Here is a 15659-nt window from a genome sequence, read left to right on the forward strand (position 1 = left end):
CTACCCCTTGATCTTTCGCGTGGTGGCGGCGACCCCGAGCAGCGGCCAGCCGGAGGCGGTGACCAGGTCGCGGACCGACTCCAGGCCCGAGACGCGGGTCACCGGCCCGGCCACCGCGACCACGCCGACCACGTCGTCGGCGCCCGGGTCGATGTCCTCGAAGGCGTGCACATGGCACACCGAACGGGTGAGCACCGGCTGCGTGACCTCACTGGGAGAGGTGACCTCGCCGGACTTCTTGGGGATGACGGCGGTCCCGGCACTGCGCGCCCCGGCCCGTACGACCGAGGTGTCGGACCCCGCGTCCTCGCCGCCGCCGTTCGTGCCGCCGTCCTCGCCCGGCTCGGCGGGGCCGTTCCCGTTGGACGACGCCTTGCCCGGACGGGCGTTGACGACCTTGGTGTCGTCCCCGTACACGGCCGCCGCGACCCGGGAGACCAGCTCGGGCGGCAGCGGCCCGCCCGCCCCGACCAGCGCCACCTTGCCGACCTGCTCGCGCCGTGCGGCCAGCCGGATCCGGCGGCCGAGGTCGGCGAGTTCGGCGTCGCCGCGATCGGCCCAGCCCAGCAGCGGCACGCCCAGCCGCCGCGACACCCGCGACTGGCCGGGCACGGTCGGCCGGAACATCTCGATCACGACCGCGATCAGGATCCCGGCCACCAGCCCGACCAGCCCCGCCACCGCCGCCATCATGATCACCGGGTTGGTCCGGGGCGCGAGCACCGCCGGCTGCACCACCGACGCCGTACCGGTCGTGCTCAGCTGCGTCCGCAGCTCGGTGCGGCTGGTGCGCAGATCGCTCAGCTCGGCCGCGACCCGTTCGCGCTCGTTGGCCGCCTGGATGTCGGGTACCGGAATGGCCCCGGCCTGCCGCGACAGGGGCCCGAGCCGCTTCTCCAGCTCCCGGATCCGCTTCTCGATGGTGGCCAGCTGCGCGGTGATCGCGCCCTGGTTGGACTGGTTGATCTCCGCGACCACGGCGGTCCCGATCGCGTCGGTCAGCCGCCGGGCCACCGCCGCGTCGGCGTCCTCGATCGTCAGCTCCACCACCGTCGACGTACCGAGCCCGGCCACCGAGGTCCGCTTCGCCAGCTCGACCTGATCCCGGGTGAGCCGCTGCTCCCGCAGCACCCGGTCCACCAGCGTGCGGCTGGTCGCGAACGCCTTGACCTGGCTCACCACGATGCTGACGCCCGCGTCCCCGGGCGCCGCGTCGGTGGCCTGGCTGCTGGCCTGGATCCGGGACACGGCCTTGTGCGGCGGTTCCTGCGCCGACATCACCAGCGCGGCCAGCACCAGCGGAAGCAGCGTCATGGCCAGCAGGAGCGCCCAGTAGCTGCGAACCACCCGCGCGGCGACTTCGTCGATCTCCACGATCTTCCTCCCGGCATCGTCCAGCCGAGCGTAGGAACGCGATCACCAAACCGACTCGCCCAACGAGACCATCACCCGCTACGTCATTTTGAGGGGCCCCCAAGGTCGACTCGTGGCGTGTTCGCCCTTCTGGACCGCTCCAAAAGGCGAACACGCCACGAGTCGACGGGACGGGCGGGTGGCCGGCGCGGGTGGCGGTCAGCGGGGTTTCAGGCCTGATCGCATGGCCAGGGTGATCGCTTCCAGGGCCGAGTGCATGTCGAGTTTGGCCAGCAGGTTCTGGGTGTGGGTGCGGACGGTGTTGGCGGACAGGCCGAGGCGGTCGGCGATCTCCGCGCGGTTGAGGCCGTCCACCATGCACTGGAGGACCTCGCGTTCGCGGGGGGTCAGCTCGGCGAGCAGGCGGCCGCCGCCGTTCGGTTCGGGGGCGTCGTTCATCAGCCGGCGCAGGACGTCGCCGAGGATGTCGGGCGGGAGCCAGCCGCCGCGCCGGGCGGCGCCGCGGATCACGCGGGCGACCAGGTCGGCGCTCTCGGTCTTGGACAGCCAGCCGATCGCGCCGCGCCGGACGGCCTGGACGATCGCGTCCACCTCGCTCATCGCCGACAGGATCACCACCCGGACGTCGGGGTGGTGCTCGCGCAGCCGGTCCAGGACGTCCAGGCCGTTCTCGGGGCCCAGCATCAGGTCGAGCACCACGACGTGCGGGCGCTCCGTGGCGGCCAGCGCGAGGGCGCGGCGGGCGTCGCCGGCCACCGGGAGGATCACCAGGTCGGGTTCCCTGCCGAGCCGGGCGGTGAGGGCCTCGGCGAACAGGGCGTGGTCGTCGACGATCAGGACGCGGATGGGCTGCTGCATGGGACGACCATGGACGGTGCGGTGGCCGGCCGGAACCCGCAAACGCTGTACTCCGGACCTGGACGTACGGGAACGGTGCGTCATCGGACCGGCCGTATCGCCGGGATCGGCGCAGGTGAGGGTCGCGGGAAGGGATCCGGGCGCGGACGCGTGCCGGGCGGCGGAAGTTCACGCCCGTCCGGACCCGGTCACCTCGCGATCGGCCCGTTGACCACGCGCGGTGGCGTGCCGAAGCTGTGCGTACCGATTCGTAGGGGGCTCGATGCGTTCGAGGGAAGCGATATGAAGGTCCTGATCACCGGGGGAGCGGGCTTCATCGGAAGCACGATCGCCTCCGCCTTCGCAGAACGGGGGATCACCCCCGTCGTGCTCGACAGCCTGGTCACCGGCCGACACGAATTCACCCAGGGAAAGGTCTTCTACCAGGGCGACATCGGCGACGGCGCGCTGGTCGACGAGATCTTCGCGGCGCATCCCGACATCGCCGTGGCGGTGCACTGCGCGGCGCTGATCGTGGTGCCCGACTCGATGGCCGATCCGCAGCGCTACTACCAGATCAACCTGACCAGGACGCTGGACCTGGCCGGCCATCTGATCCGCAACGGCTGCGATCGGATGATCTTCGCCTCGACCGCGGGGATGTACCGCCCCGAGCCCGATCTGTCGGTCACCGAACTCTCGGCGTTGGAGCCGCAGAACCCCTACACCCGCTCGAAGATGATGGCCGAACTGCTGCTGGAGGACCTCTGCGCCGCCTACGGCCTGCGGGTCGTCTCGCTGCGCTACCTCAACCCGATCGGGGCCGACCCGCTGATGCGGACCGGCCTGCAGAGCAGCAAGCCCACGCACGCGCTCGGCAAGATGATCGAGTCGTACGAGCTGGGCGTGCCGTTCCGGATCACCGGGGTGGACTGGGAGACCCGCGACGGTACGGCGGTACGCGACTACATCCACGTCTGGGACATCGCGCGGGCGTTCTGCGAGGCCGCCGACCGGTTCGACGCGATCATCCCGCCGGAGCGCCCGGACGGGAGCCGCGGCTACGAGGTGATCAACCTCGGCACCGGCGGCGGGACGACCGTACGGGAACTGGTGGAGGCCTTCCGCGGGGTGGTGGGCGACGGGTTCAGGGTCGAGGAGGCCCCGGCCCGGCCGGGCGACGTGGTGGGAGCCTTCGTCGACCCGGCCAAGGCACGGGAAATGCTCGACTGGAAGCCGGAATTCTCCATCGAGGACGCCATCCGCCATTCCCTGGAATGGGCGTCGCGGCGCAGCACAATCGACGCCGCCTGATCACGCCGTCCCGTTGACTCGTGGCGTGTTCGCCTTTCGCCGGCGGCGATGGGGCGAACACGCCACGAGTCAACGCGGGGTGAGGGTGATGGGAAATTCCGTCACGCCTCTGACGAAGGCGTTGGGGAGGATTCTGGGACCCTGGTCGTCGGCGCGTTCGGCGGTGCCGACGCGGGCGATGAACTCCTCGAAGAAGATCTGCAGTTCCAGCCGGGCCAGCGAGGCGCCCAGGCAGAAGTGCGGGCCGAGCCCGAACGCGATGTGGTCGCCGGGGCGCCGGGTGACGTCGAAGACCTCCGGCCGGTCGAAGACCTCCTCGTCCCGGTTGGCCGACCCGTACATGAGCAGGACCTGCTCGCCCGCCGGGATCGGTACGCCGCGTACCTCGGTGTCGGCCGCCGCGACCCGGCACATGTTGAGGATCGGCGTCGTCCAGCGGACGAACTCCTCCACCGCGTCCGGGATCAGCGAGGGGTCGTCGCGCAGCAGCCGCCACTGGTCCGGGTGGGTGATCAGCGCGTCGAGCGCGGTGGCGATCACCGTACGGGTCGTCTCGGCGCCGCCGACCAGGAGCAGCAGCGCCTCGTGGGCCAGATGCTCCTCGTCGTAGGCGGGCTGGTCCGGCCCGGCGTTGGCCCAGATCGACATCAGGTCGTCGGCCGGGCAACCGCGCCGTTCCTTGGCCAGTTCCAGGGCCGCCACGGCGAACCCGGCCGCCGCCTCGGTCGATTCCTGGGTGACGTAGCGCAGCCCGCCGCCCGCCAGCACGGCGGTCGCCGACCAGTCCACCAGGCGCGGCCAGGCGTCGTCGGGGAAGCCGAGCAGCCAGCCGATCACGCGCGCCGGCAGCGGCGCGGCCAGGGCCGGGACGGCGTCGACCGTGCCGGCCTCCAGGGCGGTGTCGATGCAGTCGATCGCCGTGGCCCTGATCCGGTCGGCGTAGCGGGCCGTCCCGCGCGGGGTGAACCACCGGTAGACCATGCGGCGCCGGTGGGCGTGCTCGGGATCGTCCATCCCGATCATGGACGGATCGGCGGGCGTCAGCTGCGGCCGGTACCCGCCGGAGTTGGTCCAGGTCCTGGCATCGCGCTCGATCGCGAAGATGTCGGCGTGCCGCGAGATGCCCCACAGCCCGTTGGCCTCGTCGTGGTAGACGGGTGCCCCGGCACGCAGCTCGGCGTACACCTTCCAGGGGTCGCCCGCGTACATCTCGCCGTCCAGCAGGTCCACGGTCGTGCGCATTGCCTCACTCCTCAGGGATGACTCCGCCGAGCGCCTCGGCACCGAACATCGGCTCGAAGACGGCCCGGAAATCCGGCCCGCGGCGCAGGTGGTGGCCGCCGTCGACGTTCACGACCTGGCCGGTGATCCAGGACGACTCGGGCCCGGCCAGGAAGCGGGCGGCCTCGGCGATGTCCTCGGGCTCGCCGACCCGGTCCAGCGGCATGCAGGCCAGGTAGTCGTCCAGGACCGGTCCCGGGTCGGTGATCCCGGCGACCAGCTCGGTCCGCACCAGGCCCGGCCGGATCCCGTTCACCCGGATCCCGGCCCCGCCCAGCTCGTCGGCGCCCAGCTGGACCAGGTGGTCCACCGCCGCCTTGGAGACGCCGTACGCGCCGAACCAGCGGTGCGTGTTGGACGAGGCGATCGAGGAGATCGCCACGAACGCGCCGCCGCCCGTACGGGCCATCAGGCGCGCGGAGTGCTTAAGCACGAGCATGGTGCCGGTGGCGTTGAGCTCCAGGGTGTCGCGCCAGGCGGCGGTGTCGAGCTGGGGGATGGGCCCGACCGAGGTGGTACCGCCCGCGCAGTGGATCACGGCCCGCAGCGGGGAGGTCGCGGCGGTGGCGCGGACGGCGGCCGCCACCTGGTCCTCGTCCACGACGTCGGCCACCACGTACCGGCAGCCGAGTTCCTTGGCCGCGGCCTGGAGCCGTTCGGCGGTACGGCCGCAGATCATCACGTCCGCGCCGTCGGCCGCGAGCCGCCGCGCGCAGGCCAGGCCGATGCCGCTGCCGCCTCCGGTGACCAGGGCGGACGTGCCGTCGAGGCGCGATGACGTCATGTCGGGCTCCTGAGCGATTCGGGGGTCCAGAGCGGCTCGGGGGTCTCGAAGCCGGCCGGGGCGCCCCAGGCGTTCCGGTGGCTGACCTCGTGGGCGGGACGGCGGGCGGCCACGCCCCACCGGCCGGTCGGGTAGCCGAACGAGACGCAGCACGCCATCGACCAGCCCTCGTCCTTGGGGACGCCGAGGATCTCGTTGGTCTCGTCCGGGTGGAAGAAGCTCAGCACGGAGGTGATCGAGCTGCCGACGCCCTCGGCGCGGGCGGCGAGCTGGGCGCTCCAGATCGCCGGGAAGATCGAGCCGCCGTTCGGGTCGAACCGCGTGTATCCGAACAGGAACAGCGGGACCTCCTCGAAGTGGTCGGCGAGCCACTGCGCGGACTTCACGACGCGGAGCATCTGGGCGCTGTCGGGGTCCTCGGGATCGGCGTTGGCGGCGTCGATCCGCTCCTTGTAGACGGTCTTCCACAGCTTGTCCATGGCGTCCCGGTAGAGCGGCCCGATCCGGCCCTTCAGGCCGGGATCGTCGACCAGCAGGAACCGCCAGCTCTGGCTGTTGCCGCCGCTGGGCGCCCGTACGGCGGCGTCCAGCATCCTGCGCTGGACCTCCACCGGGACCGGATCCGGCCGGACCCGCCGCATCGCGCGGGTGGTGTAGAGGGCCTCGTGCAACTCCATCGGCATCCGTGCTCCCGTTTCGTGGTCCCCGTCCGGTACCTGGAGACCCGTGTCTAAACTAGCGTCGCAACCAAGCAAGCGATAGGGCGAATCCCGGCCGCGTCCGTTGCATCCTCGCCCGCCGGGCGGTGGCCGGACAAGGCCGCCGCGGGCCCTGGAATCGGGCGGCCCTGGAACGCGTGCGAGGCCCGTTCCGCCGGTACCGGGGGCGCGATGGGAACGGATGTACGAGAGGATGGCCGCGGTCACACGTTCGGTCACCGAAGGAGGCGCGTTGAGCGGCGATGTGCGGTTCACCGTCACGCGGACCCTCAGCAAGGAACAGCAGGCCCGTCGCGAGCGGCTGATCGAGGCCGCCCGGATGCTGGCGCTTGAGGGCGGCTATCCGGCCGTGACCATGCACGATGTGGCCGATCGCGCCGGTGTGGCGCGGGCCACCGTCTACCGCTACTTCGCGACCAAGGACCATCTGCTCACCGAGGTGGCCGCCAGCTGGGCGCAGCGGGTGACCGCCGACATCGACGCGCTCGCGGTCGGCGACACCCCGGTCGAGCGGCTCACCGCCCTGCTGGAGCGGATCGTCCGGGCCGGGGCGGAGCAGATCCCGCTGGCCTCGGCGATCGTCCAGGCGGTGACCTCGGACGACTCCAGCGTCGAGGACGACCGCACGGTGCTGTTCCTGTTCCTGCGCGACCGGCTGGCCGCCGCGATCGGCGACCCCGTCCCCGAGCGGGACCAGGTGGAGATCGTTCTCGGCCATGTGCTGCTGGCGGCCCTGGTCAGCCTGACCTCACTGAGCACGCCGGTCGACGAGGTCGCCGCGATGGTCCGCGATGCCGGACGGCTCGTCCTGGCAGGCGCCATCGCGGGACAGAACGCCGAGGCTGGAGCGGGCGCAGGGGCCGGAGCGGGCGCGTAGGCAAAGCCGGCGCCGTAAGCGAAGCCGGGGCCGTAGGTGAAGGCAGACCGGGGTGTAGGCAGAGGTAAAGGGCCTCTGCGGTGTGAGGTGTGTCTCGCGGCCGTTCGTGACCCTGGCTTGGTGTGGCCTTTGTCTCGGCTAGTTCGACGCTGACCGTGCCGTTCGGGCCGTGCTCCGCGGTTCGTTCCGCTTCTCGCCCGGCGTCTCGCGCTGCTTCTCGCCCTGGGTTCCGGCGCTTTCCTCAGTGCCCGGCCGGCGCTGCCGTTCCGCCGGCCTGCGGACGGGCAGCGGGGCCCCGGAGGCCCGCACGGGCAGCCTTTCCGCGAGGGAGCGGGCGAGCATCAGCCCCCCGGCCACGGCGAGGGCGAGGCAGACCACGCCCAGCCCCGCGAGTCCCAGCAGAGTGATCGCCAACAACCCGAAATCCGACCCCATCGATCCGTCTCCTCCCCGGGCGCCACTGGGGCGCGGTGCGGTTCCGCGTCCGGATCATGCCCAGATGTCGGGAAGAGATGCGAGGTGTGGGTGGTTTTGAACCTAGGGCCGGGTGCTTTGCCCCGGATTTGCCACAAGTAAGAAGTTTGATACCTTCTGACCACCTCCGCGATGCACCCCATGCGTCGCTCATCGGGAGGGCGGACCGAGCCGGACGGCCGGATCCCGCCACCCGAGGTCGTGTGTGCGGTCCATGAACCCGCACGACCGTCATCCATCTGATCGCAGTGCCGGTGGCGCTTCATGGCCGCCGGACCGCCGAGTCCGTTCCGCACCGCACAGCGGTGCCAGGAGCCGGGGACCCAACCAACCTGGGGTGAATCGGCGCACGTCCGCGTGTGCCGTAGGGCGACTTCCATGCCCGAATCCGACAGCTAACCCGGTAGGCGGCCATGGAAGAAAAGAGACTCTGACTTGTCGTTCCGCAACTCTCCCGCTCTCGCCGCTCTCCGCGTCCGTACGAGCGAACTGACCTCCCAGACCTTCGCCCTCCGCGGGCGCGCCGCCGCCGGTGTGATCGGTGGCGCCACGATGGGCGTGCTGGCCCTCGGCTCGGCCATGGGCGCGGTGGCCTCCACCACCCCGACCGCCGACCAGGTGCAGACCGTCGCCGGCGTGGCCGGTGTCGGCAAGGGCGGCCACGCCGCCGTCGACCAGCTGACCGACAAGGCCGGTAAGGCCGGCAAGACCGAGTCGACCTCGCAGAAGGCCACCGGCACCGTGGCCGGCGAGGCCGGCGACGCCCAGGAGGACGCCGGTTCGGCCAAGGACGCCAACGCCGGCGCCAAGGCCGCCACCGCCCAGGAAGTGATCGGCCTGGCCAAGAAGCAGGTCGGCATCTCCGAGGGCAAGGGCGGCCAGACCAAGTTCCACGACTGGTACGTGGGCACCGACAACGCCAAGCTGACGGCCCAGCGTGACGGCGGCAACGTGTCCGCCTACAACGGCGCCCAGTGGTGCAACATGTTCGTGTCCTGGGTCGGCGCTCAGACCGGTGTCAAGGGCATGGGCTGGGACGCCTACACCGTCCAGCACGCCATGTGGTTCAAGAAGACCGGCCGCTGGGGCCAGGAGCCCAAGCCCGGCGCCGTGGTGTTCTTCGCCTGGAACGGCGGCGGCATCTCGTCCATCAACCACGTCGGCCTGGTCGTCAAGGACAACGGCGACGGCACCATCGACACGGTCGAGGGCAACACCGGCAACGCCGTGAAGGAGAAGACCCGCAAGGTGTCGCAGGTGGCCGGCTACGGCTACCCCGACTACCGCGGGAAGTGATCCCGCGCGGGTGATGAACCCGTGCTGACGGACCCGAGCCGAGGGCGCCCGGCCACCATGATCATGGTGGCCGGGCGCCCTCGGCGTTTCCCCATGTTCTGGGGCATAACGGAGATCACCCCCGAACATTGACGTCCGCTTGATCCCAGATCGACCCGGCAATGGGCCTGGCTGGAAATGCCTACCCCGGAACGGTCGAAAGCGGGCGAAGGGGGATGGGATGCGGGTCCGGCCCGACGTCAGCGTCGTCGTGATCGCCTACAACGACGCCGGGCGGCTGCCGCGCGCCGTCCGCTCGGTGCTGGCCCAGTCGCTGCGCAGCGTCGAGGTGGTGATCGTCGACGATGCCAGCACCGACGGCACCGGCGAGGTCGCCGACCGGTTCGCCGCCGCGCATCCCGGCCGGGTCCGGGCCGTCCACCTCCCGGAGAACTCCGGCGGCTGCGGCCGGCCCCGCAACGTCGGGATCGAGCACGCCCGCGGGGCCCGGGTGATGTTCCTCGACAGCGACGACGTCCTGGACCGGCACGCCTGCCTGACCATGGTGGCCGCCGCCGAGGAGACCGGCGCCGATCTCGTCTCCGGCCTGTGCGTACGGTCACATCTGGGCCCGCACGCCAGGGAGACGCTCTGGTACCCCCGGCTCTACCGGCGCCGGGCCGTGCACGACTCCGTCCTCGATCACCCCGACCTGCTGTACGACACGCTCTCGACCAACAAGTGCTACCGCCGCGACTTCCTGGTCGCCGGCGGCCTCCGCTTCGTCGAGGGCCTGCACTACGAGGACCTGCTGTTCTCGGCCGAGGCGTACCTCGCGGCGGGCCGGATCGCGGTCGTCCCGCACCGGGTCTACACCTGGTACGTGGAGCCGCACGCCGACCGGCCCTCGATCTCCAACCGCCGCCGCGAGCTGGGCAACCTGGCCGACCGGCTGGAGATCCACCGCCGGATCGACCGGGTCTTCCGCTCGCACGGGGCGACCGAGCTCAAGCTGGCCAAGGACGCCAAGTTCGTCAACCACGACCTGCTGCTCTACCTCTACGACCTGCGCGTCCGCGACGCCGGCTACCGGCGGCGCTTTCTGGAGCTGGCCGCCCCGTACGTCGCCGAGCTGCATCCCGGAGCGCTGGAGGCGGCCAACCGGCTGCCCGCGATCGCCGCGTACCTGGTGGGCCGGGGCGATCTGGAGAGCGCGATCGCCGCCGCCGAGTTCGCCCGCAAGAAGGTCCCCGAGCTCCGCGCCGAGCTGATCGAGCAGGAGGGCCGGATCTACTGGGGCGAGCGGCACCTCCAGGACGGGCCGGGCCGGGACATCCTGGACATCACCGCGCTGGGCATCCACGCCCGGCCCTTGAACGAGCTGCGGCCGGCCACCATCGTGACCGAGCTGCGCCGCGCCGGGTCACGCGCCCGGATGTCCGGATGGGTCGCCAACCCGCTCGGCCGCGTACCCGCCGATGCCCGGCTGCGCGGCGAGCTGGAGCTGCGGGACCGGCGGCACCGCGCGCGGGCCGTCCGCTTTCCGGCCAGGCTCGACCATCGCGGCGACCGGATCGCATGGCGCGCCGCGTTCGACTCCCGGCACCGGCTGCGCCCGCTCGGCTTCGTGGACCCGCTCTGGGACGCCCGGCTGATCATGCGGGTGAACGACGACCGCCTCGTCCTGCGGATCGCCGTGGACAGGGGGGCCGTGGACAGGCACGAGGGAAGGGCGGGCGAGGCAGGGGTCGCCGGTACGGCGGAGCACCCGGGAATCAGCGGAGTGCGGTTGGCGGTCCGTCCAAGGCTCACGCGCCTGGCCGGTACGAGCCTGAGGTCGTACGTGACGGAGGCGGGGAACCTGACGTTCGTTCTCGAAGGAGGCGGACGGCTGACCCGGCCCACCGTGGCCGCGATCCGCGGGTTCCGCCGCAGCGCCGCCGGCCGCCGGGCCTGGCGCAGTGCCCTCCAGGTGGAACGGTCGGCGCGCGCCCTACGGAAATCCCTGCGGCGCAACCTGACGGCTCGCAAGACCAAGACCGCCGTCTTCAACCGGGTGCTCTCAAGGCTTCCGGTACGGCGAGGCACGGTCGTCTTTGAAAGCCATCTGGGCAAGCAGTACTCCGACAATCCCAAGTACATCTACCGGGAGCTGCGCCGTTCGGGCATTCCTGTGCGGGCGTACTGGTCGTACGAGGGGAGCCCCAAGGGTTTTCCCTCCGACGCCACACTCGTGCGTCGCGGGTCATGGCCGTACTACCTCGCTCTCGCGCGCGCGCAGTTCTGGGTCGACAACCAGGGCTTCCCTGAGGGGCTGCGTAAGCGGAAGGCCACCACGTACGTCCAGACGTGGCACGGCTCCGCGTACAAGCTGATGGGGTTCGACAAGCCGAGCCTCAAGAACGCCTCGCGCGCCGAGCAGCAGAAGTTCCGGCGCATGGTCGAGCGGTACGACTGCTTCCTCGTCCGTTCCGAGCATGACGAGCGGACGCTGGTGCCGGGCATGGGTGTCAGCGCCGAACTGCTGCCGGTGGGCTACCCGCGCAACGACCCGCTCGTGACCGGTGATCGGGACCCCGAACTGGCGCGCGAGCTGGCCGAACTGCGCCGCGAGCTGGGCCTGGACGACGGGCGCGAGGTGGTCCTGTACGCGCCGACCTTCCGGGGCGGGCCCAACGGCAGGCCGATCGCCCGCGCGGGGCTGCCGTTCGACGCCGCCCGCTTCGCCGCCGAGCTGGGCGGCGCGCAGATCATGCTCGTACGGCCGCACTACCTGAGCCGGACGGTCCTGCCGCGCCGGCTGCGGCACGCGGTTCGGACGGTCGGGCACATCGCCGACATCACGCCCCTGCTGCTGCTGGCGGACGCGCTGATCACCGACTACTCCTCGGTGATGTTCGACTACGCGCTGCTGGACCGTCCGATGATCTTCTACACGCCGGGGGAGGCCGAGCGGGACGGCCCCCCGAACGTCACCCGCGGCCAATCCTGGGCACCGCGCGGCAGGGAGAGCGAGGGCGGCTACTTCGACCTGGCCGAGGAGGCCCCGGGCCCGGTGGTGGCGGACGAGGACGCGCTGTTCGCCGCGCTGTCCGGCCTGGACGCGGTACGGAGCGACTACGCCGATCGCCGCCGCGCCTTCGCGGCGCGCTATGGCGAGCACGACCGCGGCACGGCCGCCAGGGCGGTCGTCGACCGGTTCTTCAGGGATTCCAGGAACCTCAGGGAGGGAACGCGGCGTGCCTGATTCCAGGGACATCTTCATCGTGTGCAACAACGTCGAGGAGATGGGCGGCGTCCAGCAATGGGCCCATGACACGGCCCGGTTGATGGCGGGCCGCGGCCACCGCATCACCCTGGTCGGCATCACACGGGGAACTGAGCCACATCACCATGAGGCCGACCTGCCGTACAGGGTGGAGTGCCTGCATGAGGCCTGGACGCTGCCCACCCTGCAGTGGCGCCCTCGTACGTTGCGCGCGCGCGCCGACATCTGGTCCCGGCTAAGGGAGAACAGGCGTGCGGCGACCGTACGGCGCGGCGCGGATCGGCTGTCGGAGCTCCTGGCCAAGGCCAGGCCCGGTGGAGTGGTGATCGTGGCCCAGGTCTGGGCGATGGAATGGGTCGCCCAGGCCCGTACCCGGGGGCTGCGGGTCGTGGGGATGTCGCACGAGTCGTACCAGGCGAGCCGCGCCTCGTCGCGGTACGCGCGCGTCAAGGAGCTGTACGCGGGGGTCGACCGGATGCTCTCGCTAACGGCCGAGGACGCCGACGCATGGGCACGGGACGGATTCTCCAACGCCGACCACATCCCTAACGCGCTGCCCGTCATGCCAGTCCCCGCGGCCATACGGCGGGAGCCGGTGGTCGCCTGCGTGGGGCGGCTGTCCCACGAGAAGGGCGTGGACATGGCGATCGAGTCCTGGGCCTCGATCGCTGCGCGCCATCCGCGCTGGCGGCTGCGGCTGTACGGCGCGGGCCCGCAGGAGGACGAGCTGCGGGACCTGGCCGCGCGCCTCGGGGTGGCCGGATCCGTGGAGTTCGCCGGGGTGACCTCCCACGTGATGGAGGCCCTGGGCCGGGCATCGATCCTGGCCCTGCCGTCCCGCCAGGAAGGCCTGCCGATGGCGCTGCTGGAGGCGATGGCGGCCGGGCTCCCGGCGGTCGCGTTCGACTGCGCGCCCGGCGTCCGGGACGTGATCACCGACGGGGTCGACGGACTGCTGGTTCGGGCCGGCGACACCGCCCGCTTCGCCGCCGAGCTGGAGCGCCTGATCCTGGACCCGGGGCTACGCCGGCGGCTGGGCACTGCGGCGCCTGGTGCAATAAGCCGGTTCGACCCGGCAGCGGTACTGGACCGCTGGGAATGGCTGTTCGACCTACTCCACCGCGACCTCCCGCCCCTGTCAGCGGTACCGCCGGTGCCCGAGCCGGCCGGGGCGATGGACCGGATTCGTGAGCGTCGATTGGATCTGTGATGGCCGGGTCCGCGGGCTTAATTTACGGACCATGACGCATCCGCTGCTCTTCCTGCTGACGGCCACCACGCTGATCGCGATCCCTGGTCCCAACCACCTCTACATCACCGCGCGCAGCGTCGCCGAGGGGCGGCGGGCGGGCATCGCGTCCGCGCTCGGTGTGGAGACCGGCACGCTGGTGCATGTGGCCGCTGCGGCGGCGGGACTGTCGGCGCTGGTCGCGGCCTCGGCGACCGCCTTCTCCGTGGTCCGGTACGCGGGCGCCGCGTACCTGGTCTACCTCGCCGTCCGGACGCTGCGGGGCGGGCGCTCCGGCGACGCGGCCGGCAAGGCGCCCGAGCCGCGCGCGCTGGGCCGGGTCTACCTCGACGGCCTGCTGATCAACCTTTTCAACCCCAAGGTGATCCTGCTCTTCCTGGCGTTCCTGCCGCAGTTCGTGGATCAGCGGGCGGGGGCCGTACCCGCGCAGATCGCGGTCCTGGGCCTGGCGGTCGCGCTGATCGGGCTGGCCAGCGACCTGCTGTACGCGATCGTGGCGGCCTCGATCGGCGGCCGGTTGCGCCGTCGCGGGACCGCCCGCCTCCGGGGCGGCGGGCGTTACGCGACCGGCGCCGTCTACCTGGCGCTGGGCCTGGTGGCGGCGTTCGCGGCCCCGGGAAAGGCGGCCCCGTCCATTCGATGAGCCCTGTCCATCCGGTGAGCTCTGTTTGTTCGATGAAAGGGGCCATGCCGGCCGTTGACCTCGTGACTTGACCCCCGCGATGCTGGTCCTATCGCTGGCGCGTTGTCGCATAGCGCTCCCGTACGCGGTGGCTTTGTCACCTGGATGACAACGAAACCGGGGTAATGCGCGGTCCGATGCGGAGTGCTCCCGATCACACGCAGGTAACTTCCGTTGCGCCCCTGGTTTTCGATCGGGGCGGGGAGGTGTGATCGGTGACCACGACACTTGACGAACGCTCACCGCTGAAGCCCTGGGTCGGCGTCCCTTGCGAGATGTCCGACCTGATGCGGCCGCACCTCGAGACGCTGGCCGAGGAGATGATCCAGGAGATCCTCTCGGGCGTCCCCGAATACTCGCGGCCGCAGGACGAGGAGTACTCCCGGCTCGTCCGGCTGGCCGTCGAGGGCGCGCTGCGGCAGTTCGTCGACCTCATCGTCGACCCGGAGAGCTCCTGGGAGCCGGTCGCGGCCGTCTACCGCGAGATCGGCTGGGCCGAGGCGCGCGAGGGGCGCAGCCTCGACGTGCTGCAGACTTCGCTGCGGCTGGGCGCCCGGGTGGCCTGGCGGCGCCTGGCCGCCGAGTCGGAGAACTTCAACATGTCGCGCGGCACGCTGGCCAGCGTCGCCGAGGCGATCTTCGCGTTCCTGGACGAGATCGCCCGCGCCGCCACCGAGGGCTACACCAAGGCCAGGGCGCAGGAGGCGGGCGAGCTGGAGCACCGTCGCCGCAGGCTGCTGGACCTGCTGCTGGCCGAGCCGCCCGCGGCCCCGCAGGCGATCGCCGACCTGGCCAGGCTGGCCCAGTGGCGCGTCCCGCGCACGGCGGCCGTCGTGGTGCTGTACGAGCGGGGCCAGCAGCCGTTCTCGCACCCGTCGCTGCCGCCCGACGTGCTCGCCGACGTCAACCGGCGGGAGCCGTGCCTGATCGTTCCGGATCCGGAGGGCCCGGGCCGGGGCCGCATGCTGGAGTCGGCGCTGCGCAACTGGGTCGCCGCCCTGGGGCCGACCGTACGGACCGGCGACGCCGCCAAGTCGCTGCGCTGGGCCCGCGAGGCGCTTCCCCTGGCGCGGCGCGGGGTCCTGCCCGCCGACCGGCTGATCCGCTGCGCCGAGCACATGCCCACACTGGTCGTCTTCAAGGACGAGGAACTCGTGCGCGCGGTCGCGGACCTGCGCTTGGCGCCGCTGAAGGCGGTCCGGCCCCGGCACCGCGAGCGGCTCATGCGGACGCTGCTGTCCTGCCTGCAGAACGGCTTCAACGCCACCGAGGTGGCCGGGCGCCTCCACGTACACCCGCAGACGGTCCGCTACCGGCTGCATCAGCTGGAGGAGCTGTTCGGCCCGCGCCTGTACGAGCCGGAGTCCCGGCTGGAGATGGAGATGGTGCTGACCGTGTGGCTCACTACTCCGGCGTCCGAGGAACGGGACAACGGGGCCGCGCAGCCGGACGGCGCGCGCGGGGAAGGGGGCCGCATGCAAGGGGCGCGACGTACCGCCGCGCCCCTCGTCTCCGGTCCTTGACG

General features: G+C 71.7%; 13 protein-coding genes and 1 riboswitch. Of the genes, 7 read left to right on the plus strand and 6 right to left on the minus strand.

The genetic code is table 11. From position 1 onward, the window contains the following. Nucleotides 1-1374: a hypothetical protein gene (locus ACH34Q_RS26000; protein WP_395985672.1), complete on the minus strand. Its 1374-nt coding sequence runs from the start codon at nt 1372-1374 to the stop codon at nt 1-3. A 198-nt stretch (nt 1375-1572) separates the two neighbouring features. Continuing rightward, nucleotides 1573-2232, minus strand: coding sequence for a response regulator (locus tag ACH34Q_RS26005; protein ID WP_395985673.1), 660 nt, complete (start codon nt 2230-2232; stop codon nt 1573-1575). 282 nt (nt 2233-2514) lie between these two features. Between ACH34Q_RS26005 and galE the strand changes: the two genes are divergently transcribed. After that, nucleotides 2515-3525 carry a UDP-glucose 4-epimerase GalE gene (galE, locus tag ACH34Q_RS26010; protein WP_395985674.1) on the plus strand — a complete coding sequence of 337 codons (1011 nt, stop codon included), beginning with the start codon at nt 2515-2517 and terminating at the stop codon, nt 3523-3525. Between the two features lie 69 nt (nt 3526-3594). On the opposite strand, the gene ACH34Q_RS26015 is transcribed toward galE, so the two are convergent. The 3 genes from ACH34Q_RS26015 to ACH34Q_RS26025 are packed head-to-tail and all read right to left on the minus strand — an operon-like array spanning nt 3595 to nt 6273. After that, nucleotides 3595-4767: a cytochrome P450 gene (locus ACH34Q_RS26015; RefSeq protein WP_395985675.1), complete on the minus strand. Its 1173-nt coding sequence runs from the start codon at nt 4765-4767 to the stop codon at nt 3595-3597. Nucleotides 4768-4771: 4 nt separating this feature from the next. Then, on the minus strand, nt 4772-5590 hold the full coding sequence (locus tag ACH34Q_RS26020) for an SDR family oxidoreductase (RefSeq protein ID WP_395985676.1): 819 nt from the start codon (nt 5588-5590) through the stop codon (nt 4772-4774). Next, a complete protein-coding gene (locus ACH34Q_RS26025; RefSeq protein WP_395985677.1) occupies nt 5587-6273 on the minus strand; it encodes a nitroreductase family protein in 687 nt (228 codons plus the stop codon). Before ACH34Q_RS26025 ends, ACH34Q_RS26020 begins: the two co-directional genes overlap by 4 nt. A gap of 268 nt (nt 6274-6541) precedes the next feature. Between ACH34Q_RS26025 and ACH34Q_RS26030 the strand changes: the two genes are divergently transcribed. Then, complete coding sequence (locus tag ACH34Q_RS26030; protein WP_395985678.1) at nt 6542-7186, plus strand: TetR/AcrR family transcriptional regulator; 645 nt, start codon at nt 6542-6544, stop codon at nt 7184-7186. 138 nt (nt 7187-7324) lie between these two features. Here the strand turns inward: ACH34Q_RS26030 and ACH34Q_RS26035 are convergent, their stop codons facing one another. Beyond that, nucleotides 7325-7621, minus strand: coding sequence for a hypothetical protein (locus ACH34Q_RS26035; RefSeq protein ID WP_395985679.1), 297 nt, complete (start codon nt 7619-7621; stop codon nt 7325-7327). A 306-nt stretch (nt 7622-7927) separates the two neighbouring features. Beyond that, a riboswitch (cyclic di-AMP (ydaO/yuaA leader) is annotated at nt 7928-8085 on the plus strand. A 10-nt stretch (nt 8086-8095) separates the two neighbouring features. Between ACH34Q_RS26035 and ACH34Q_RS26040 the strand changes: the two genes are divergently transcribed. The 5 genes from ACH34Q_RS26040 to ACH34Q_RS26060 all read left to right on the plus strand — a co-directional run bounded on the left by ACH34Q_RS26040 (nt 8096) and on the right by ACH34Q_RS26060 (nt 15657). Then, nucleotides 8096-8956: a CHAP domain-containing protein gene (locus ACH34Q_RS26040; protein ID WP_395985680.1), complete on the plus strand. Its 861-nt coding sequence runs from the start codon at nt 8096-8098 to the stop codon at nt 8954-8956. 220 nt (nt 8957-9176) lie between these two features. Beyond that, nucleotides 9177-12182: a CDP-glycerol glycerophosphotransferase family protein gene (locus ACH34Q_RS26045; RefSeq protein ID WP_395985681.1), complete on the plus strand. Its 3006-nt coding sequence runs from the start codon at nt 9177-9179 to the stop codon at nt 12180-12182. Further along, nucleotides 12175-13413 (plus strand): glycosyltransferase, encoded by a 1239-nt coding sequence (locus ACH34Q_RS26050; RefSeq protein ID WP_395985682.1) that lies wholly within the window; start codon nt 12175-12177, stop codon nt 13411-13413. Before ACH34Q_RS26045 ends, ACH34Q_RS26050 begins: the two co-directional genes overlap by 8 nt. Nucleotides 13414-13444: 31 nt before the next feature. Beyond that, nucleotides 13445-14095, plus strand: coding sequence for a LysE family translocator (locus tag ACH34Q_RS26055; protein WP_395985683.1), 651 nt, complete (start codon nt 13445-13447; stop codon nt 14093-14095). Nucleotides 14096-14409: 314 nt separating this feature from the next. Beyond that, nucleotides 14410-15657, plus strand: a complete 1248-nt coding sequence (locus tag ACH34Q_RS26060) for a PucR family transcriptional regulator (RefSeq protein ID WP_395985709.1) — start codon at nt 14410-14412, stop codon at nt 15655-15657. Nucleotides 15658-15659 lie beyond the last annotated feature (2 nt).

It is taken from the genome of Actinomadura sp. 9N407, assembly GCF_044326315.1.
Taxonomy (GTDB): Bacteria; Actinomycetota; Actinomycetes; order Streptosporangiales; family Streptosporangiaceae; genus Spirillospora.